The sequence below is a fragment of the Bacteroides sp. genome, assembly GCF_030151085.1.
GTDB lineage: Bacteria > Bacteroidota > Bacteroidia > Bacteroidales > Bacteroidaceae > Bacteroides.
In genome coordinates, this window is record NZ_JASLER010000060.1 from 77,335 (window position 1) to 100,527 (window position 23,193).

Here is a 23,193-nt window from a genome sequence, read left to right on the forward strand (position 1 = left end):
TATTCTTAAAGTATTTGTATGCAATCTAAGCCAAACATGTATTTCTCTCCTACAGTCTTAGGATTCGTTCCTATTACGGTAACTTCCAAAGTAAGTTTTCCATTATCAGGAGCAAAAGTCCCCAAATTAATAGGTTCAGAAAGTACTACCCTAAGTCCTCAAATTCAATACTATTTTCACGGTGATATTTTGATATATCAACAGGTATAGGCAATAATTCTTTGGCTGCTTCATCCTCTCCTGATGTTCCAACAGCTTTAGCTTCTGCATCTCCATACCAGTAAACAGTAGTAGCGTAATCCACCGTTCCTTTTATCCAACTTAATAACTCAATATCAAATTGAAGCTTAGAAGAGAAGGGTATACCATCCAAATTACGAGTACGGAAAAAGGTATTATATCCATGAGAACTCTGCTGATCGGCACGAGGAGCACCGCCAAACGGGGTATGGAATATAACAACAGGAGCCCACGAACTATTATAATAATCTTCTGTTCCTGTTCCGAAATGAGAAGGGAAAGTATCCGCATCTACCCATATTTTTTCATCTCCTTCACCATACCAGGCCCTTGAATGATTAAAGAGAGTTAGAACATCTCCTTTATAAACTCCTCTCCCGGTTAATGTAGCAAAATTCCACTCTTTACAATTTCGATCTTCGTCCGGATGATCATATACAGGTAGCTGATTCTGCTGACGCCAGGAAGCATGAAAATACAATGAGCGTTCTCCCCATTGTAAAGGAGCAGTCATTACTTTCATATTTACATCCACACTTTGAGTAGAAATATTACGTATCGATAAACGAGCCCCTTTCTGATAAGGCATCAGCCAACGACTAATAACCTTTCCATGTCCGTCGGCTGATAAAAACCAACTTTGAACAGCCGGTGCCCCCATACCTCCGCCTGAATAATCAGACAAAGGCACCCAAACTGTAAGAATACTATCAAAAGATGCCATAAATATCAAATTGCGCATTAACTGGGCATACCTTGTAGAATCGACTTTACCTATTTCAAAATTAACTTCATAAACAGCATTCTCTCCTTGTGGTAAATCTATACATATAGAATCGCCCGGTTGCAACCATTGTCTTTTTTCACTTCCCTGTAACTCCGTTTTAACCTCCGGATGTAATAGCAAATTATCAACCACTACAATCTTCTGCCTGACGTCCGCAACTACCTTATCCGAAAAAGTTTCTACCAATGTACCTTTAGGATATTTACGATAATTGATATGATAGTATTTGGGGGTAGCAGTGATTCCAACTTCATCTTCAAAGGTTATTTTGCAACCTTTTGCAAAAGGTATGGGCAGGAATAAGGTACTTCCTCCTTTCCCATCCGGAGTATAGCTGGTATGTGGCTGCAATAGTCCGCGTGCCGACTCCTCAACTGATACCATCTCATCCAAAAGTGAATCCAATGTAACTTGAGATGTTCTTCTTGTACAAGAGACCAGCAATAACAAGCATAAAACAGATATTATATTCTTCATTTCCATATAGATTTAAGCATCCAAGCATTCAATTCCATATTTGTCCCTTTCTTTTGTGCAAACAGTTCAATTCCTGTTTGAGAAGCATTAGGATAAGTCAGTAAAGTAAATACATCTTTCCCATCATTAGTAAATAGTTCAATACTAGACTTATCTACAAAGATATGAAATCTTATCTTATTGTCTATTGGTTCAACCAAAGCATGTGTCATGCGACTAAATTTAGGAATAGCAACATCTGCACTGTGAGTACGATCAATCACTAAGTTGTGGGAATCAGTATCATAACTAATCACCACTTTACGACCATCACCTGTACATAGGTTAAATCCAAAGGTATTGGAAGTGTCAGTAGAGAAAGTTGCATCAAGTTCATACACATTCTCCTCAGGCACAAATCCAGGTATATTTTGTATGCCTACTTGCAAAGAACGTTTTATTGAAAAGGGTTTATAACGAAGTGTTTGTAGTTGTTCAATAGGATTCTGAATTAATCGAATTCCTTCTTTATATGTTTTCAAATTCAAATTACGAGGAATGGACCAAAAACCTTTTCCATACCCAGAAGGGACTAATTGTGCATAATCCCATGTAGCCACCCAGCCCATTGAAACTGTATTCTTCAGAGTATTATCATAATCGCGAAAAGTGCGTGATGCATAGAAGTCCAATCCTTTATCAAGATACAGGGGAGTATCGGGATGATTATCCATTAACGTAAAAGAAGTCCCATCAAAATCTCCAATAAAATATTGCTCTTGTGCCCAATTGATCGATACTACCATTACCCATTTCTTATTATTAAAATCACCATCAACAGGCAGTTGAAACAAATCAGGACACTCCCAAGACTTTTCATGATCACCCGCAGGTCCGAAATCACTGGTCCACGTCCAATTCTTCAAGTCAGTAGATGTATAGAACTTTATCTTTTTCTCCAATGCTTTCGCCACAACCATTACCCACTTTTGAGTCGGCTCATGCCAAAACACTGTTGGATCTCTAAACTCTGTACTCCATATATCAAGAACAGGATTACCTTCATAATAATGGAATGCCTTTCCATCATGACTAAAAGAAATCCCTTGTGCCTGCTTTTTTGAATCCTTCTCAAAGGCCGTATAAGCTGCTATATAAGCATCTTTGCCAAAACCGGCAGAATTATCCTTATCAATAAGTACTGAGCCTGTAAAATATGCAATGTTAGAGTTGGCACCAGTCATTGCAAAAGGAGTTATTTCGTTATAATGCACCAAATCTGTAGATTCTACCTTTCCCCACCAATACATGTGGTACTTTCCTTGGTAATATATAAATCCACTAGGATCACCAATCCAACCTTTTTGTGGACTAAAATGATATTGAGGTCTATAAGCTTCGCTATACAAGCTATCTGAGCTTACTTGGGCATTAACAGAAACTATTCCCGCCAACAGAAATATATATAACGCAAATGTAAATTTCATATTTATTCTATTAAAAGTTCATCCTTACTTTAGCATCTTTCAATGTCCAAATCTCAGCTGCTGCCTCTGTAGTCTTTCCATCAGAAAAGAGTTCCAACTGTGTGCTATTTTCTTTTAGTGGGAATATCCTTGTTGTGAAGGCATCCTGATTATTAATAAAACCTTCCACCACAGAACCATCTATAAATAAATGAAATTCTATAGGCTTAGAAACGTCCAACTGATAGTAATCTTTACGAATTTCCAGCGGAATATGTTGACGTACCGAAGAATGAGTTTGATCTACTACGAGTTCCTTCTTCTCAACATCATAATATATCATACTAGATTCACTATTATCCGAATTCTTACACAACACAAATCCAAAGCGCTTTGAATCCCCTGGATAAAAAGTTGCTTTAATCTCCAGTTGATGTCCTTGTTTACTGATAATATAAGGTTGCGACGCCCCTATTTTTTTCTTTGGTAAAACGCTATGCTTTTCACGTAATTGCTGTAAAACAGGATGTGGAGTCTGACAAATCTTTCCATTTTTGAGTTGCCATTTTCTTGGAATACTATATAGATGTGCCCAGCCTTGTTTATAAGTTGCCTCACCTCCTATTTCATCCGGTATTATTGAGATAGAAACGATATCCCCCATTGGTGTCTCTACTACAGAAGGAGACAACAAACGGTTTATAATCTCTAAATTCTGTGGCATAAGATCATCCGGTATAAACTTCTCATTCTTAAAGTCTCCTATCCAATATTGACAACGTGCCGGTACTCCTTTATACGGTACTCTATTGACTAAAAGCACATACTTGTTCCCCATTTTCTTGAAGACGGGCATCTCCCAAAATATACCGGAATTATCAAACTGAGGATTACCTTCAAATAATAAATGTATAAAATCCCATTTCTTCTGATCAATGGATTTATATAACAACAATGCTCCATGTGGCGTTTCAGTATCCTCTATGCCGTAACCGATAATCATATACCAAGTATTTCCCTCTTTCCATACATATTGATCACGCATATCTGTACGGGTATATCCTGCCGGATGCTCGGCAATAACGGGATTGTGTTCATATTTCTCCCATTCAATCAATGCGCTATCTTTTGGGAAAGCAATGCCAACTCCCAATTTATCGCCACCTGCCGTATAGATAAGTTGTGGTACTCCATTATCATTGATCACAGCACAACCCGACCATATTCCATTTTTATCATAAGAGCTGTCAGGAGTTAATGCTGGCTTTTCTTCTGTCCAGTGAACTAAATCCGAACTACTGAAATGCCCCCAATTAATCTGCCCCAAGAAGATGCCAGAAGCATTCTTTTGATTGAAGATATGATATTTACCATTAAAATGAATCAACCCGTGTGTCTCATTCGTCCAATTGGCAGCCGGCAACAAATGATATCGAGGGCGATTAAAATCAGCAGCAAATCGTGTTTCGGGAATAGCTAATACAGGAGTTTTTTTCAAATCAGAAGCAATTTCAGCTATTAGTTCCGAACACTCAACAGGAGTTGAACTTATTTTAATTTCATCAATCAGGCCATTTATTGCCGTAACATCGTACATCCAAACTTTCTTATCCCGAAAATCCTTACCAATCTGAATATACATATTGTTAGATGAAATTAGTTTTTCCGATGGGTTCGAACCTACTTTATAGCCATTCATATAAATAGATTTGCCCTCTAAATCAATCAATAAATGCAGCCATTTAAAACGTTCTATTTTTGTATCTAAAGAGTAATAAGAATATGAATTGTCTTTTCCAACTCCAAGCAATAGTTCACCATAACGATCTGTGCATATTGCAATAGAATTTCCCGATAAATCTTTCACTCCCATAAAAGCGGCAGTATCCGTTGGATAAGATTCTAATGCAAACCAACCTGATAATGACGAAAAATCTTCTTTTACAGAAGTATTTAGCCAAGTTGAATACCCATCTGTACGAAGTGCTTTCCCTTTAATTCCGGCAACAAACTCCGGTATTTGTTTAATAGTAGATAAATTCAGTTGTAACTCAGAATCAGTAGAAAGTAAGGGATTTTGTTCATCAAACGTCCAGACTCTCTGAGCACAAATAATGTTTATGGAAAGTAAAAAGCTTCCTAATAAGGAATAAAGGTAGTATTTCATAGTAACAGATTTTTTGTGATGGAAAGGGAATGTATATATTCCCCTTCCATTTATGATTTATGCATTATTATTTAAAGTCAGCATATCCAGGGTTTTGCACATATTTACCACCGGAAAATCCGTACTGGTTGTTCGGAATAGGATAAAATTCATCCTTTCCACTCGTGAAATGTGCTTTAGCATAATAAATACGGTTGTCTTTTTCCGCTCCAATATAGTTGTTCATTGTTGTTTCAGCAATGCCCCAACGTACCAAATCGAAGAAGCGTTCACCTTCTAAAGCCTTCTCCAGACGGGTTTCCGAACGAAGAGCTTTACGGGCATACTCCTGATTCCATCCGGTAGCAGTATAAGGATTAATCAGATAATTAGCAGCATACTTGGAACCATTTTTGAAGTCTTTGACATAAGCACTATTCTTAGCACGATTACGAATTTGGTTAATTAAATCACGAGCTGTATCAAGTCCATTACCCTCATTTATTTCAATCAATGCTTCAGCCTTCCATAGCAGAATATCTACATAGCGAATAATTTGCCAATTAAGTTGAGAAGCCCCCCATGGCCATCCCTTAAACATATCACTACTTTCAGGAGAAACCCAAAAACGCTTTGCACAATTATAACCATACGTTTCTTTATCACGTACCCAACCATCACAGGGTTTTTCAGAATAGGTTTTCCAAGTTATATTCGGACGTCCTACAACAAAATCAAGACGAGGATCTACACTGGGTGTTGTATTTTCCAAGGTATAAACGCCATTTGATAATACCGTCCGGCTATAATCTACTTTTGATTGATAATTGAAATCCGGCAAACCATTCGCGTCTGTTTGATAAGCATTAATCAAGTCTTGACTGGGGAGGAAAAAGCCATCACCACCATAAGGGCTACCACCACCCGGAGAATTCAATAAGTTACTCCAATTGATGCGACCGGCACTTTCAGTGCCATCATTCATAGAATATTGAACAGCAAATACGGACTCTTTACCATTCTCATTAGCTACAAGATCTAATCCTTGGAAATCGTTCAGCAAATCATAACGATTACTTGCAGTTACCTGATCGCACAGCGACACTACTTCTTTAAGCAAATCTTTATTTATAGCCGTCACTGCATGAGTAGACTCATCTTGTTGATAAGCTTGATATAATTTGATCTTGGCAGCATAAGCCAATGCAACATATTTATGTATACGCCCTACTTCTGACTGGGTAGAAGGAAGTTGCTCAGCAGCGTCTAACATCTCCTTAGCCAACTTACCTAATATTTCATCACGAGTAAACTCGTTATTTGCAATATCCGGATATTGAGATATTTCCACATTTTCATCAAAATAAGGTATTTTATTGAAAAGGCGGCTTAGCTCAAAATAATAATGGGCCCGAAGCACTTTCATCTCGGCTATGCGTGAGGTGCGTCCTTTCACTTGTTCATCCGTAGCAGCATTCAAAACACGCAGTGCTGAGTTGCAACGTTGTACGCTACAATACAAATGATACCATTTACTATCAAGAAAACCATTGGTTGCATCCATATCAAAGGTTTCCATACGATGAACTTCATTAAGGTCACCAACGCCACCTCCACCTTTATAAGCATTATCCGAACGAACCTCACCATAAGTCCAGTTAGTAGTAGGATGGCACCATACACTCCAACTCTGTCCTTCGGGACCACCTAAAGCCGCATAAGCAGCATTCACAAGTAAGTCAGCCCCCTTCGTGGAAGTCATAATATCTTCATTCAAGCTACCTTGAGGTTTCAAGCTCAAAAAGCTATCTTCGTTACAGCTAGTAACTACCAGCGCAAAAGCGCCAATCATATATATGTGTTTCAGTTTCATAATCATAATCTATTTAAAAGTTTAGAAGCCAAATGATAATCCAAAAGAAAATGTACGAGGCAACGGATAAGGATATCCTAATCCTTCAGGATCGGCACCTGTATAACCAGTAATTGTAAACAAGTTCTGAGCTTGGAAATAAATACGGGCATGTTGCATTTTCATTTTATCAAGAATACTTTTGGGAAGTGTATAGCCTAAAGTCAGGCTCTTCAGTTTAATATAAGAACCATCTTCAATATAAAATTGAGAAACTTCATGTTCATTATTACTATTGAGGGTAGTCAGTGCAGGTACATTACTATTATATACACCTGTTTTCTCAAAATTCTCATAAGCATGCATAGCATCGAGTAAGCGTGTAGAGTGATTACCGCTCCAACATTGGAATAAATCAGTATAATACTTAGAATTATTATAAGCATCACGAATCATTCCATTAAAGAACATACTAAGGTCAAAACCTTTCCAAGATGCACCAAGATTTAATCCACCAATTACCTTCGGATTATCAGAACCAAGCCATACACGGTCATTCGTATTGATAACACCATTACCATCAGCATCTACATATTTAATACGTCCTACACCGGGAGCACCAAACTGTACATCATATTTTGCCTTATATTCGTCTACTTCCTGCTGAGTACGGAATACACCATCTGTCTTAAAGCCCATCCATGAACCGAATGGCTGACCTACCAAGGTTTTGTTTACACCATTACCTCCACCATAAGTATAATAGATTTCCTGTGTCAAATCCGTCACTTCATTTTTATAGTAAGAAAGGTTGAATGCTATATCATACTTAAAATCTTTGATCTCATCTCTCCAGGTTAAAGACATTTCAAAGCCCTTATTGCTCATTGTACCACCATTATACCAACAATATCCGCCTTCACCAATTACTGCGATATAGGGTTTCTCAACAAGCATATCGCGTGTCTCCTTATCAAAATAATCGATAGAAGCTCCTAAACGTCCATTCAGGAAAGCTGCGTCTATACCAACATTAAACTGTCTTGTACTCTCCCATTTTAAAGCAGGATTGGTTGATCTCACTTTATAACCGCCGGGAGAAAGTGTTGTGCCATCACCATTCATATTATAACTTGCATCTTTTAAACTGATAAGATACTTAGTGTAAGGAGCCTCATCATCAATAATGTCATTACCATTTATACCCCAAGATGCACGTAATTTCAAATCTGACAACCAGTTCTTCGTTGATTCCATAAACTTCTCACTTGAGATACGCCAACCAGCAGAAACTGATGGGAAATAACCGGTATTATTACCTTTTGCCAAACGTGAAGAAGCATCACGACGTAAGGTAACAGAGGCCAAATAACGTCCTTCATAATCATAGTTCACTTTTCCGAAATAAGATACCATGGCATAGTTGGAAGCATCAGCACCCACATTTTTTCCGGCAGTAACTCCATTTAGATAAATATAATCTTCATCTTCAACGGCTAATCCTGTACCATATCCGAACATTGATTCACCATGGTTCTTCTTGGCTTCAGTTGCAAGAAGTGCAGTCAGATTATTCTTCCCAAATGTTTTATTGTAAGTAACGGTATTAGTCCATACCCAGTCAAGTCTTTTTTTGGATGATTGCGTCAATTTGTTAACTTCATCACGTGCCCAAGCAGCTTCGAAAACCTTATTCGATTCGTCGTAGTAGTTCATACCAAAATTTGTACGTAGAACTAGATCTTTCAATGGTTCGATTTCAAGGAATGCATTACCAAAAATGCGCCAGTACTCATGGTTGTTTCTTTTTTCATTCTCAAGCAAGCGAGCCATATTAGGAGCATCTCCCAAAACATCGTTAATTGCATCATTATATCCGCCTTCTTCATCGTACACGGATTTTGCAGGATGTTGTTTAATGGCATTTTCATCCACGCCAGCCGGACTAAGAGTTTGTGTCCAACGATTTATAGCAACATTCTCACCGATACGTAAACGATTATTCAAAAATTGATAATTGGAACTAATGCGAGTATTAATGCGCTGAAAATTAGTATTCTTAACCATACCGTCATGATCAAGATAGTTCAATGCCAATGAAAAAGAACCATTATCAGAGCCTTTTGAAAGAGTAGCACTATAGTTCTGCATCAAAGCAGTCTGATAAATGACATCACGCCAGTTGGTATCAACAGCATGTACTTTTGTATTATTCAACCCTATATAATCTTGGAGCTTGGGAGTAGTACCATTTCCATAAATCTCACTACTGGGAGTTGCACCATTGTTAGCATATTTATAAGCAGACCAATAAGTTTGTCCCCATTCATCTGCATTCAACATATCAAAGCCACATTGGTAGGTTTGCAAGGTAAGCGACATGTCAAAATCGACCCGGGTTTCTCCTTTTTTAGCACGTTTAGTAGTGATGATGATAACGCCATTGGCAGCCTGTGCACCGTAGATTGAAGCAGAAGCTGCATCTTTCAATACTTGAATAGATTCTACATCATTAGAAGAAAGAATAGATGCGATGTTTTCACGAGTCATTACTCCGTCAATAACATAAAGTGGAGAATTGGCATCATTACGGAAAGAAGATTTTCCACGAATTAAAGTTGAAGTATTACCACCTCCGGGAGCCCCATCTGTAGTAATGTTCATTCCTGATACACGTCCCTGTAAACTCGACAAGACGTTACCTGTAGGAATATCAGCTACATCTTTCATCTTCACAACAGCAACAGAACCCGTCAGACTGGCTTTCTTTTCAGACATATAACCTGTAACAACGACTTCATCAATCATTTTGGAATCTTCTACCAAATCTATACGCAAAGTTGGTTGTGCCTTTACTGTTACAGTTTTATATCCTATATAGGACACAGTTAATGTAGCACCGGAAGCCACTGAAAGAGTAAAGTTGCCATCAATGTCCGTTATGGCTCCATTACTGCTCGAGCCTACTTCCAATACAGAGGCACCAATGATAGCATCTCCAGTCGATTTCTCAACAACAGTACCTTTCACTTGAATTTGCTGGGCAAATGAAGTAATACCCGCAAAGAGAAGCACAATTAATGTGCATAGTCTGAGACTAATGTTTTTCAACATACTTGCTTATTAGTTTAAAGTTTATAATAAATCTATTTTCTCAACTCCTATTGAGTTTTGTCTTTGCAAAAGTAGATGAAAGGAGTATTAGCCTATATAAAAAATGTTTCAAAAGGTGTTATTTTTGATACATCATCGTTTATAGCACCTTCTAAAGACGATATTTAGGAGGAAATTCTTAAAAAAATGACTTCGATTAATCAAATAAAAACAGACGGTAAGCAGAACGGATACAGTTTACACAGAACCCGTACTACCCAAAAGAAGAAAAAACATTGAATCTATCTTAGTGGGTGATGAGAATAATTCTAAATAGTTAATTATAGTGAGATCAATTATAGGTAAATATAGATAATCACTACTTAAACTCAAACTGAGCCGCACACTGATATCCCTCTTCATACAACTCTGTCAGTTTCTTGATGTCTCGCTCTATGCGGTCTACTACTATTGGTTTCAAAGGACGAATCACAGTTATTTCTCCCGCATCCTCCATACGTTCTACTAATTCAAGTTGCTCATTGTAAGCACGACAACGGTGACCAAGTGCCTCGCGTACTTTAGGGTATTTTCTATATAAAAAAGAAGGTATCTTAATATCTTTTGCTTCTTTTCTATAGCCACGATTGCGAGTCAACACTACCACATTATTAATATACCCATCTTCACAAGCATGCATTAGCGGAATACTATCCACAATACCACCGTCGAGCATAGGTACTTCATCAACATAGGCTATAGGGCACACAAATGGTAAACTACTCGATGCACGAGCTATATCAATAACACGATCTTTATCTTGTTTTTCCTCAAAATAGTTAGCTTCACCAGTCAAACAATTAGTAGTTACCATGACATAACGTTCGGGACAATTAAAATAGGCTTCGTAATCATAAGGCAATATATGCTCGGGAAATTCCTGAAACAAGAGATCGAAATCTATAATATTGCGCTTCTTCAGCAAGTACTTCAATCCGATATAATTGTACTTCTCCAACAAGTCTATATTACTATATTTGGCACGACCACGCTGGCCGGACATATATGAGAGTCCATTACATGCTCCGGCACTTACACCTATTGCATAAGGGAAACGTATTCCCCTATCCATAAAACTATCGAGCACGCCACAAGTGAAGACGCCACGCATACCACCACCTTCAAGTACCAGACCTGTATAATCATTCAAACGTATTAATTTCTTCATAAGTGTCACAATTAACGCTCCAAAGATAGCTTTTGTTTACGAAATTCTATTTATATTTGCGGTTACAACTATAAATTAATAACACTTTTATCATGATGAAAAATTTAATTCTTATTGCTGCTCTTGGTATGTTGAGCCTCAATGCCGGAGCAAAAGACAAAGCTAAGGATAAAACAAAACAAGAACAAGGCTTCGTTTTTACAACCGTAAAAGCTAATCCTATTACCTCCGTAAAGAACCAAAATCGTTCAAGTACGTGCTGGAGCTTCTCAACCATCGGTTTCCTGGAAAGCGAACTATTGCGTATGGGCAAGGGGGATTATGATCTTTCTGAAATGTTCGTTGTACACCACACCATGATAGACCGTGCCCAAAACTACGTGCGTTACCACGGAGACAGTTCTTTTGCTCCCGGCGGAAGTGCTTACGACGTAGTCTATTGCCTCAAAAATTATGGAATGGTACCTCAGGAAATAATGCCGGGCATCATGTATGGTGACACATTGCCCGTACACAACGAATTGGATGCCGTTGCCGGAGCTTACACCGATGCCATTGCCAAAGGCAGACTAACCAAACTGACCCCAGTATGGAAAAAAGGTCTTTCAGCTATCTATGATACATACCTTGGTCAGTGCCCGGAAAAATTCTCTTATAAAGGTAAGGAATATACTCCGCTAACATTCGCAGCATCTCTCGGATTGAATCCGGATGATTACATATCGCTGACTTCTTTCACTCATCATCCCTTCTACACCGAAGCAAATATTGAAGTACCCGACAACTGGCGCAACGAAACTTCATGGAACTTGCCGTTAGATGAATTTATGGCTGTTATTGAAAACGCTGTAAACAACGGTTATACTGTAGCTTGGGGAAGTGACGTAAGCGAACAAGGATTTACTCGTGACGGTATCGCAGTGATGCCCGACGCAGCCCGTGGTGCTGAACTTACCGGTTCGGACATGGCTCGCTGGACAGGAATGAAAGAAGAAGACAAGCGCAAAGAATTAACCTCTAAGCCTCTCCCTGAAATCAACGTTACACAAGAATTGCGTCAGGAAGGTTTTGATAATTGGCAAACTGGTGATGACCACGGAATGCTTATCTATGGTATTGCCAAAGATCAAAACGGAAAACCTTACTTTATGGTGAAGAATTCTTGGGGAACTAATAGCAAATATAAAGGTACTTGGTATGCTTCCAATGCATTTGTTGCTTACAAGACCATCAATATTCTGGTACATAAGGATGCAATCCCTGCTGAAATTGCTAAGAAGATCGGAATAAAATAAGAGAATAGTAATTAGTGATTGGCTGACACTTACAAGTCAATCACTAATCATACAAATCAGAAATTGTTTAAATTTCTAACTATTCAAATAAAAAGATGTAACTATTTGATTATGAGTATACATGGATAATACCTATTTCAGTCGTATACTTAAAGCAATTCAGTCGTATACTTAATCCATTTCAGTATACGACTGAATTGCTTTAAGTATACGACCGAATATTACAGCCCGCTTTTTGTAAACAATATTACTTCCGAATGTAGCGACACTTTAAGCACCATCAAATCCCCTTCTTTTGCTCAAAAGTCGCCTAGTTGTGCATTTTTCGCTCCAAACTCTTGTCAGAACCAACACTTTGCGTAAATTTGCACGCTGATAATCAAGTTAACCGGATAATTCAGTAGCAGGATACTACTACTCTGATTCCCGGTACTGACATGTAGAAATACTAATACTAATAATTAATAGCATGAGTTTAAAAATTGTTGTATTGGCAAAACAAGTTCCTGACACACGTAACGTTGGGAAAGATGCCATGAAAGCCGACGGAACCATCAACCGTGCGGCACTCCCTGCCATCTTTAACCCCGAAGACCTGAACGCTCTTGAGCAGGCTCTCCGGTTGAAAGATGAACATCCGGGCTCTACCGTAACCATTCTGACTATGGGACCGGGACGTGCAGCCGAAGTTATCCGTGAAGGTATGTTCCGTGGTGCCGACAACGGCTATCTGCTGACTGACCGTGCTTTTGCCGGCGCAGATACCCTGGCTACTTCGTATGCCATCGCTACCGCTATCAAGAAAATAGGCGATTGCGACATTATCGTAGGTGGTCGTCAAGCGATCGACGGTGATACGGCACAAGTAGGTCCTCAGGTTGCAGAAAAACTAGGATTAACACAAGTTACTTACGCCGAAGAAATTCTAAGCGTAGACAAAGCTGCCAAGAAAATTATCGTGAAGCGTCACATCGACGGTGGTGTAGAAACTGTAGAAGCTCCCCTGCCTATCGTTATTACCGTAAACGGAAGTGCAGCTCCCTGCCGCCCGCGTAACGCCAAATTAGTACAAAAGTACAAACGCGCACTCGGCGCCCAGGAAAAAGCAGCTATCACCAAAGAAGGTGAAGAACTTGCATACGCTGCACTTTATGAGAAATATCCCTATCTGAACATCACTGAGTGGAGTGTAGCCGATGTATGTGGCGATCTCGCACAATGTGGTCTGAGCGGCTCACCCACAAAGGTAAAAGCCATTCAGAACATTTCGTTCCAAGCCAAAGAGAACAAAACACTGACAGGCAGCGACCAGGATGTAGAAGATTTGATTGTTGAACTGTTAGCTAACCACACGATAGGATAAGATTATGAATAATGTATTTGTATATTTAGAGATTGAAGGCACTACAGTTGCCGACGTCAGTCTTGAACTCTTGACCAAAGGTCGTAAATTGGCTAATCAATTGGGTTGCCAACTGGAAGCAGTTGCTGCCGGAAGTAATCTGGCAGGTATCGAAAAGCAAGTATTACCCTTCGGAGTAGACAAATTCCATATTTTCGATGCTCCGGGTTTATTCCCTTACACTTCTCTTCCCCACTCTTCCGTCCTCATCAACCTTTTCAAAGAAGAACAACCTCAAATCTGTCTGATGGGTGCTACCGTTATCGGTCGTGACCTGGGTCCGCGCGTTTCTTCTGCCCTGACCAGTGGACTTACTGCCGATTGTACTTCTCTTGAAATCGGCGAACACGAAGATAAGAAGGAAGGAAAGACGTATGAAAATCTGTTGTATCAGATTCGTCCCGCATTCGGTGGTAACATCGTTGCAACCATTGTAAACCCTGAACATCGTCCACAAATGGCGACTGTACGTGAGGGCGTAATGAAGAAAGAAATTCTCGATGCTAATTATAAAGGTGAAGTCATCAACCATGACGTTGCAAAGTATGTTCCTGAAACAGACTATGTAGTTAAAGTTATCGACCGCCATATAGAAAAGGCAAAACACAACCTGAAAGGTTCTCCCATAGTTATTGCCGGTGGTTACGGTATGGGAAGCCGCGAGAACTTCAATATGTTGTTCGACCTGGCTAAAGAACTTCACGCCGAAGTGGGTGCCAGTCGTGCTGCCGTGGATGCCGGTTATGCCGATCACGACCGTCAAATCGGTCAGACGGGTGTTACAGTTCGTCCTAAACTGTATATCGCTTGTGGTATCAGCGGACAAATCCAGCACATCGCCGGTATGCAGGAAAGCGGTATTATCATCTCCGTAAACAATGACGAGAATGCACCTATTAATACCATTGCCGACTATGTTATCAATGGTACGATAGAAGAAGTCATCCCGAAGATGATTAAATACTATAAACAAAACAGTAAGTAATAATCGGGGTAATCATGAAAGGATTGATTCTTACACTCTTTCTTCTTTCTACTATTGCTTCTGCATTTGCTCAAGAGAAGATTTGGTTAGACAAAAGCTATAAATGGACTAACGATTCTACTCAAGCTATCAAATATGCCCTTATCTCCGAAGAAGATAAGAAACATATCAAAGTAGAAGAATTTACTATAGATGGGCAGAAGAAAGAAATCTGGCATTTCTCGAAATATGGAAATACTCCAAGTAAGAGGATACGAGAAGGTTTGCATACAGTAGTTTATGCAAATGGTAAGGACAGTCTAACAGAAGTATATAATGACAATCGTATTGAAGGACAAGTCATGGTTTATTATCCTGACGGCTCAATTCAACTTGCGCAAAGTTACAAAGACGGACGTTTAAACGGAAAGTTTCTGCAATATTACCCTGATGGAAAGCTCCGCAGAGAGGAATATTATTCAGAAAACCAATGTACCGATGGAAAGCTTTTCGACAAAGATGGAAATGAGATAGCACATCAACCTTATATAATATATCCATCATTCCCTGGTGGAATAGAAAATTTAATGAAGTTGTTAGCTGGTATCATTCAATATCCGGAAAGAGCTATGAAAAGAAAAACAGAAGGAAGAGTTATCATACAGTTCATTGTAAATGAGAAAGGCAGTATGGAATTCCCCGAAGTAATTCAATCAGTAAGCTATGACATTGACAAAGAAGCAATACGAGCTTTCAAAGCTATTGCAGAAGTCTATCGATGGTCACCCGGTTATCAGGATGGAGAAGCAAAGCGAGTTAAATATACAATACCTCTATATTTCAGAATACCCCAATAAATAACAAGAATATGGCAAACTTTTATACTGAAGTTCCCGAATTAAAATTTCATCTGGATAATCCGATGATGGAACGTATCTGCGAGCTGAAAGAACGTGGTTACGAAGACAAAGACAAATTTGACTATGCTCCGCAGGACTATGCGGATGCAATGGACTCTTTCGATAAAGTTCTTGAGATCACCGGTGAGATTACCGGCGAAATCATCGCTCCTAATGCAGAAGGTGTGGACGAAGAAGGTCCTCATTGTGCTGATGGTCGTGTAGAATACGCAAGCGGTACCAAACAAAACCTCGACGCTATGGTAAAAGCCGGTTTGAACGGTATGACCATGCCTCGCCGCTTCGGAGGTTTGAACTTCCCGATTACTCCGTACACGATGTGTGCTGAAATTGTTGCTGCTGCTGACGCAGGTTTCGGTAACATCTGGTCTTTGCAAGATTGTATTGAAACTCTGTATGAGTTCGGAAACGAAGATCAACACAGCCGTTTCATTCCTCGCGTATGCCAAGGCGAAACCATGTCCATGGACTTGACTGAACCGGATGCCGGTTCTGACTTGCAATCAGTAATGCTGAAAGCAACTTACGACGAAGCCAACAATTGCTGGCGCCTGAACGGTGTGAAGCGTTTCATCACGAACGGTGACGCTGATCTTCACCTTGTACTGGCTCGTTCGGAAGAAGGTACTAAAGATGGTCGTGGTTTATCCATGTTTATCTATGACAAGCGCGAAGGTGGCGTAAATGTACGTCGTATTGAAAACAAGCTGGGTATTCACGGTTCTCCTACTTGCGAGCTCGTTTACAAAAACGCAAAAGCTGAACTTTGTGGTGACCGCAAACTTGGTTTGATTAAATATGTAATGGCTTTGATGAATGGTGCTCGTTTGGGTATCGCCGCTCAGTCGGTAGGTTTGAGTCAAGCCGCTTACAATGAAGCATTAGCTTATGCTAAAGACCGCAAACAATTTGGCAAAGCAATCATCGAATTCCCCGCAGTATATGAAATGCTGGCTAGCATGAAAGCTAAACTTGACGCTGGTCGTGCTTTATTATATCAAACTTCACGCTATGTAGATATCTACAAAGCATTGGACGATATTGCACGTGAACGCAAACTCACTCCGGAAGAACGTCAGGAACAGAAGAAATATGCTAAGCTGGCTGACTCTTTTACTCCGCTTGCCAAAGGTATGAACTCCGAATACTGTAACCAGAATGCATACGATGGTATTCAAATCCATGGTGGTTCCGGTTTCATGTTGGAATATGCTTGTCAACGCATCTACCGCGACGCACGTATTACCTCCATTTATGAAGGAACTACCCAGTTGCAGACTGTTGCCGCTATCCGTTATGTAACAAACGGTTCATACATCGCAACCATACACGAGTACGAAGCAATTCCTTGTAGCGAAGAAATGCAACCTTTAATGGATCGTTTAAAAGAAATGGCATCCAAATTCGACGTTTGTACCAACGCAGTAAAAGAAACTGCTGACCAAACACTTCTGGACTTTGTTGCCCGTCGTCTCTACGAAATGGCTGCAACTATAATCATGTCTCACCTTCTGATTCAAGATGCAACTAAAGCACCCGATATGTTTGCCAAATCAGCAGTTGTTTATTTGAATTATGCTGAAGCTGAGATAGAAAAGCACTTCAATTTCATCCGCAAATTTAAGACGGAAGAGTTGGAAAGCTACAGCAAGTAATTAAGATACTTCTATTATAAAAAAACGTTTCATCTTACTTGATGAAACGTTTTTTTGTACATTTACCCTAATCAAATACTCCGAAGAATCTCAGTTTGCTATGTAATGAATGTATCTCCTTCTGCATCGTTTCCATCCGTTCCAATAAATGGTGAATAGCATCGATACCTTCCATATTAATAGATAAATCATAATACATGCGACTGTAACGCTCCACATTCGCCAATTCAGAGAACAGCAAATAGCGCTCTCCATTTTCCATCTGAATATCTATCAGACCACCTTCCTGCAACATATCTATAAACGATGGTTCTATGTGACATTTGCTGCAATATTCACTTACTATGATTAATTCGTTCTGCATAATGCTACACATTTTAGTTCATACTTTGAATTTTACGGAACATTTCTTTCTGCTCCTCAGTCAAGTTCGTAGGTAGCTTCACCGAATAAGTCACGATGAGATCTCCAAACTGTCCTTCTTTCTTATATATAGGAAAACCCTTCCCCTTCAATCTAGCCTTTGTACCATTTTGAGTTTCAGGTTTCACTTTCAATTTTACTTTGCCATCCAGAGTATCTACCAACTGTTCACCTCCTAAAAGTGCAGTATAAAGATCGAGAGAAACATCCACATACAAATCATCGCCCATACGTTTAAATATAGGATCATCCGAAATGACGAACGTAATATACAAATCACCTGCCGGACCTCCATTGACACCTTCACCTCCATAACCTTTCAGCTTGATAACCTGACCATTCGCTACACCGGCAGGAATCGTAATACGTACATTCTTACCGTTTACTGTCAAAATCTGCTTATGGGTTTGCGCAGCATCACGAAGAGACAAGTTCAAGTCTGCATGAAAATCTTGTCCCCGGAAACCAGCATTAGCACCGCCTCCACCACGTGTACGATGCCCGAACATCTGCTCAAAGAAATCAGAGAATCCTCCGGAACTATTACCCGAGAACTCTTGTCCGTCCGAAGAATACCAATATGATCCATCTCCGTCCGAGCCAAAACCTCCTCCCGAGCCACCGAAACCAGCTCCGCCATATCCGCCGAAGCCTCCCGCACCGGCTTGTTGCTGAGCACGCTTCTGTGCTTCAAACTCATCGGCATGTTTCCAATGTTCTCCATATTCGTCATATTTCTTCCTCTTCTCAGGATCACTCAGCACCTCATTTGCCTCATTAATAGCCTGAAATTTATCCTTAGCTGTAGGATCGTTCGGATTCAAATCAGGATGATGCTTACGTGCCAGTTTACGGTACGCTTTCTTTATGTCATCCTGAGATGCCTTTTTATCTACTCCAAGGACTTGATAATAATCAATATAAGCCATAGTTATAAGTTTTGTATTCTAAAAACAGTAAAACAAATAACACACCAATTTGGTTTAGTAAGAATTAAAATGCGTGAACAAAATCTAAAAAGCATCATCATTAAAGTTAATTATGTAAATACCAGTAATTTACCTTTTCCATTTCTTTCATTTCATGTCACTATTATTCTAAAATAACGTAAACAACATATAATGTCATTTAATTATTCATCTTAATTCTTCCTAAGAATGATAGAAACTGCTTTATTTGTAATGAATTAAATCATTTTATAACAGACACTAACCTTAAATTAGCAATACCGCTTATGAAAAGTAATTATTGGCTCCTATTCGTAGTATTCGCTCTCATCGCCTTACCGGGCAAAGCAGATGAATGGATTAGAATTAATCAACTCGGTTATTTACCACAATCTATAAAAGTGGCTGTATTCATGAGTGAAGAAGGAACTAGTGTAGATAATTATACACTGGTCGATGCCTTCACAGGCAAAACAGTACGTAATTTCAATACGTCCAAGGCTACCGGCAAAATGGGAGGAATGAAAAGTACCTATCGTCTCGACTTCAGCGACTTTACAGAACCGGGCACTTACTATTTAAAAGCAGGAAAAGCTATTTCTCCCCGCTTTCCGATTAATACGCATGTATACAACGGTACAGCAGATTTTCTATTAAACTATATGCGCCAGCAACGTTGTGGCTATAATCCTTTCCTAAAGGACAGTTGCCATGTACACGATGGCTATATTGTATATCACCCAACTAAAACCGGTCAGCATATTGAAGTACGAGGAGGTTGGCATGACGCAACAGATTATCTGCAATATACAACCACCTCTGCTAATGCCATTTATCAGATGATGTTTGCTTATCAGGAGAATCCCGAATCATTTGGCGATGCATACGATGCTGCCGGACTCCCCGGAGCAAATGGTATTCCCGACATCATAGATGAAATAAAATGGGGATTGGATTGGCTGAATCGGATGAACCCTAATCCCGGCGAACTCTATAACCAGATAGCCGATGACCGTGACCACGCCGGTATGCGCTTGCCTAATAAAGACTTGGTAGATTACGGCTACGGACCTGGTAAAGGACGCCCCGTTTACTTCTGTAGTGGCGAACCACAGGTACGTGGAGATTTCATGAACGCAACTACAGGTGTAGCCAGTACCGCAGGTAAATTTGCATCTTGTTTTGCCTTAGGTGCCAAGATATTGAAAGACTTCTATCCCGAGTTCGCTACTGAAATTGGAGCAAAAGCCGATACTGCCTATCAAGAAGGTGTAAAGAAACCGGGAGCATGTCAAACCGCTTCTGTTTTATCTCCATACATTTATGAAGAAGATAACTGGGTGGATGATATGGAGCTCGGTGCTATGGAATTATTCAATGCCACCGGCGAAAGAAAATATCTAGACCAAGCTCTTGAATACGGTCGTCGTGAGCCTATCACCCCATGGATGGGTGCCGATAGCGCACGCCACTACCAATGGTACCCTTTCATGAACATGGGGCATTATCATCTTGCTAAAGTGGAGAATAAACGAATCAGCAAAGAATTTATTCGCAATATGCGCACAGGTATCGACCGCACTTACGAGAAAGCCATTGAAAGCCCATTCCTACATGGCATACCCTATACTTGGTGTTCCAATAATCTGACAACTGCCATGCTGACCCAATGTCGTCTATATCGTAAAACAACTGGTGACAATACTTATGCAGAAATGGAAGCTGCCCTTCGGGACTGGATGTTCGGTTGTAATCCTTGGGGAACCAGTATGATTGTAGAATTACCACTCTACGGTGATTATCCGTCGCAACCCCACTCCTCTCTGCTGAATGCAGGTGCAGGCAATACTACCGGAGGTTTGGTGGACGGTCCTGTTTACCGCACTATTTTTGAAAGTTTGCGCGGTGTCAATATGACAGGTATCCCCGGCACACCCGGTCAAGACTATGAACGTTTCCAGCCTGATCTAATGGTCTATCATGATGCTATCCACGACTATTCTACCAACGAACCGACCATGGATGGAACAGCCTGCCTCACTTATTACCTTTCTGCCATGCAGAAAGAAGGTATGAAACAAGGTAACATCAAAGATGATAAAAACGTATATGTCGATGGCGGAATCATACGTACCGATCCATCCAAAAAACAAATAACCCTTGTATTTACCGCCGCCGACAAAGCAGACGGTGCCGATGCTATTATCAGTACTCTAAAGAAACACGGTATTAAAGGCGGATTCTTTTTTACAGGTGAATTCTATGAACTCTATCCCGAAGTCGTAAAACGCTTACTCAACGAAGGGCACTGTGTAGGAAGCCACAGTTTCGGACATTTGCTATACATGCCTTGGGAAAACCGTGATTCCTTATTAGTTACGCGGGAAGAGTTCGAGCAGGATATGCTGAAAAGCTATGAAACTTTACGCAAGGCAGGTATTGAGTATAAAGATGCTCCCGTCTATATACCTCCATACGAATATTATAACAAAGAAATATCAGCTTGGGCAAAGAGTATGGGTATACAGGTGATAAACTACACTCCTGGCACCATGAGTAATGCAGATTATACGACTCCGGACATGGGGGCCAAGTATCGCAGCAGCCAATTTATCTATGATAAAATCATGGAAGTTGAAAAGAATAAAGGACTGAATGGTCATCTGATGTTGATACACTTCGGTACAGACGACAGACGAACTGATAAGTTTTACAATGGCTATTTGGATAAAATGATTAAAACGCTAAAACGGAAGGGATATACATTCGTACCACTCCGTGAAGCTGTTGGTATATAAATTGTTCATTCTTTCGCAAAGCAATTATTATAAAAAGGTTAGTTAAAGGTTATCATGCAAAGGTATTAAGGTAAATATTCAATCGGTTTGTTTTCAGTAAACCTTTCCCTCACCCCCAAGAGGGGAAGATTACGAAGTAAGCTCCCAGCCTGTGAAGGTTAGGAGCTTTTTCTTAGTTACCTCACAGCATCATGCTCTTTACACTACGGAGTAAAGGTGTTTACATTACGGAGTAACGACCGTTACATTAAGGGGTAAAGGTCGTTACATACAGCTGTAACGTCTTTTACACTTGCATGTAAAGACATGTAAACAGAACGTATTGATAGTTAAGCATATATAGTTACTACTGTCTATTATGCTGAGCTTATCGAAGCATCTCCGAAGTAGTTTTATTGAAAGGCTTCACGCAAGGCTTGAAGCAATTCTTCAATATCCTCCTCAGTAGTATCAAAAGACGTCACAAAGCGTACTTCATTGATTGCCTCATTCCAGAAATAAAAGAAGTAATCTTTAAGAATGCTATCGATTACCGGACGAGGCATAGTGAGAAATAACTGATTACTCTCCATTGCTTGAGTAAACTCTACACCTTGAAAACCTTTCAACCCCTCATATAATTTTCGCGCCATTTCATTGGCATGCATTGCATTTTTCAACCAAAGATCATCGGTCAAGTAAGCAGTGAATTGACAAGATAGATAGCGCAATTTAGAAGCAAGTTGTGCCGATTGCTTTCTTACAAAATAAGCTTCTTTTTTTAACTCGGGATTAAAGATAATCACACTTTCTCCCAACATCAAACCATTCTTCGTTCCACCAAAACTAAGAATATCGATGCCACAATCTACCGTCAACTCTTTAAAGCTAAGATTCAATGCAGCACAAGCATTTGCCAAACGAGCACCATCCATGTGCACATACATGCCATATTGATGGGCTAGTTCTGTTAAAGCTCGCAACTCATCGGGTTTATAGATTGTGCCCAGCTCTGTACATTGAGAAATATAAATAGCTCCCGGTTGTGAATGATGCTGTTCACCGAAATGACATAAATAAGGAAGTATCAACTCGGGCGTCAACTTACCGTCCAAAGTTGCTACCGGACGAATCTGACACCCTGTCATACGAGCAGGTGAACCGCATTCATCTACATAAATATGTGCAGTCTCCGCACAAATTATAGAATTATAGGGACGGGTACATAGTTGTAACGCCACCGCATTACTTCCCGTTCCGTTGAATACGAACAAAAGTTCGCAATCGGAGGTAAACACTTCTTTGATTTTACGGGCAGCTTCTTCTGTCCAAGGGTCATCACCATAACCTACGGCATGGTCTTGATTTGCACGGTTCAGTGCTTCCATCACCAATGGATGCACACCCGAATTATTGTCTGATGCAAAACTTCTCATTGTTGCTTTTTATGTTGTTGTTCTAAAAGATATGCAAAGGAAAGAATATTCCACAACATGAGAAAACAAAAAGGCACAGATTTCGCAACTTAGCAGAAATCCTTCC

15 protein-coding genes are annotated in these 23,193 nt (G+C 39.9%); 6 read left to right on the forward strand and 9 right to left on the reverse strand.

Annotated features, from left to right (window positions below):
* Window positions 1-145: 145 nt before the first annotated feature.
* From Q1W14_RS12560 to Q1W14_RS12585, 6 genes are all read right to left on the reverse strand, one after another.
* Window positions 146-1,504, reverse strand: a complete 1,359-nt coding sequence (locus Q1W14_RS12560; protein ID WP_300701868.1) for a glycoside hydrolase family 172 protein — start codon at window positions 1,502-1,504, stop codon at window positions 146-148.
* Window positions 1,501-2,970: a glycoside hydrolase family 32 protein gene (locus tag Q1W14_RS12565; protein ID WP_300701870.1), complete on the reverse strand. Its 1,470-nt coding sequence runs from the start codon at window positions 2,968-2,970 to the stop codon at window positions 1,501-1,503. Before Q1W14_RS12565 ends, Q1W14_RS12560 begins: the two co-directional genes overlap by 4 nt.
* A gap of 10 nt (window positions 2,971-2,980) precedes the next feature.
* Entirely contained in the window at window positions 2,981-5,116 is a 2,136-nt protein-coding gene (locus tag Q1W14_RS12570; RefSeq protein WP_300701872.1) for a GH32 C-terminal domain-containing protein, read from the reverse strand.
* A 67-nt stretch (window positions 5,117-5,183) separates the two neighbouring features.
* Window positions 5,184-6,968, reverse strand: a complete 1,785-nt coding sequence (locus tag Q1W14_RS12575; RefSeq protein ID WP_300701874.1) for a RagB/SusD family nutrient uptake outer membrane protein — start codon at window positions 6,966-6,968, stop codon at window positions 5,184-5,186.
* Between the two features lie 21 nt (window positions 6,969-6,989).
* A complete protein-coding gene (locus Q1W14_RS12580; protein ID WP_300701876.1) occupies window positions 6,990-10,061 on the reverse strand; it encodes a TonB-dependent receptor in 3,072 nt (1,023 codons plus the stop codon).
* A gap of 358 nt (window positions 10,062-10,419) precedes the next feature.
* Entirely contained in the window at window positions 10,420-11,268 is an 849-nt protein-coding gene (locus Q1W14_RS12585) for a patatin family protein (RefSeq protein WP_300701878.1), read from the reverse strand.
* A gap of 95 nt (window positions 11,269-11,363) precedes the next feature.
* Here Q1W14_RS12585 and Q1W14_RS12590 point away from each other — a divergent pair, with 95 nt between their 5' ends.
* From Q1W14_RS12590 to Q1W14_RS12610, 5 genes are all read left to right on the forward strand, one after another.
* Window positions 11,364-12,563 (forward strand): C1 family peptidase, encoded by a 1,200-nt coding sequence (locus Q1W14_RS12590; protein ID WP_300701925.1) that lies wholly within the window; start codon window positions 11,364-11,366, stop codon window positions 12,561-12,563.
* Window positions 12,564-13,032: 469 nt separating this feature from the next.
* Window positions 13,033-13,926, forward strand: a complete 894-nt coding sequence (locus tag Q1W14_RS12595) for an electron transfer flavoprotein subunit beta/FixA family protein (RefSeq protein WP_300701879.1) — start codon at window positions 13,033-13,035, stop codon at window positions 13,924-13,926.
* A gap of 4 nt (window positions 13,927-13,930) precedes the next feature.
* Window positions 13,931-14,950, forward strand: coding sequence for an electron transfer flavoprotein subunit alpha/FixB family protein (locus Q1W14_RS12600; RefSeq protein ID WP_300701881.1), 1,020 nt, complete (start codon window positions 13,931-13,933; stop codon window positions 14,948-14,950).
* Window positions 14,951-14,964: 14 nt separating this feature from the next.
* Window positions 14,965-15,786: an energy transducer TonB gene (locus Q1W14_RS12605; protein ID WP_300701883.1), complete on the forward strand. Its 822-nt coding sequence runs from the start codon at window positions 14,965-14,967 to the stop codon at window positions 15,784-15,786.
* An 11-nt stretch (window positions 15,787-15,797) separates the two neighbouring features.
* Window positions 15,798-17,504 carry an acyl-CoA dehydrogenase family protein gene (locus tag Q1W14_RS12610; protein WP_300701885.1) on the forward strand — a complete coding sequence of 569 codons (1,707 nt, stop codon included), beginning with the start codon at window positions 15,798-15,800 and terminating at the stop codon, window positions 17,502-17,504.
* A gap of 67 nt (window positions 17,505-17,571) precedes the next feature.
* Here Q1W14_RS12610 and Q1W14_RS12615 read toward each other — a convergent pair whose 3' ends face one another.
* Together Q1W14_RS12615 and Q1W14_RS12620 are read right to left on the reverse strand one after the other, a co-directional pair.
* The gene (locus tag Q1W14_RS12615; protein ID WP_300701887.1) at window positions 17,572-17,868 is read right to left on the reverse strand and encodes a chaperone modulator CbpM; all 297 of its coding nucleotides are present in this window, start codon (window positions 17,866-17,868) and stop codon (window positions 17,572-17,574) included.
* Window positions 17,869-17,881: 13 nt separating this feature from the next.
* Window positions 17,882-18,856, reverse strand: a complete 975-nt coding sequence (locus Q1W14_RS12620; RefSeq protein ID WP_300701889.1) for a J domain-containing protein — start codon at window positions 18,854-18,856, stop codon at window positions 17,882-17,884.
* A gap of 305 nt (window positions 18,857-19,161) precedes the next feature.
* On the opposite strand from Q1W14_RS12620, the gene Q1W14_RS12625 reads away from it, so the two are divergent.
* The gene (locus Q1W14_RS12625; protein WP_300701891.1) at window positions 19,162-21,672 is read left to right on the forward strand and encodes a glycoside hydrolase family 9 protein; all 2,511 of its coding nucleotides are present in this window, start codon (window positions 19,162-19,164) and stop codon (window positions 21,670-21,672) included.
* A gap of 392 nt (window positions 21,673-22,064) precedes the next feature.
* On the opposite strand, the gene Q1W14_RS12630 is transcribed toward Q1W14_RS12625, so the two are convergent.
* Window positions 22,065-23,087: a low specificity L-threonine aldolase gene (locus tag Q1W14_RS12630; protein ID WP_300701893.1), complete on the reverse strand. Its 1,023-nt coding sequence runs from the start codon at window positions 23,085-23,087 to the stop codon at window positions 22,065-22,067.
* Window positions 23,088-23,193 lie beyond the last annotated feature (106 nt).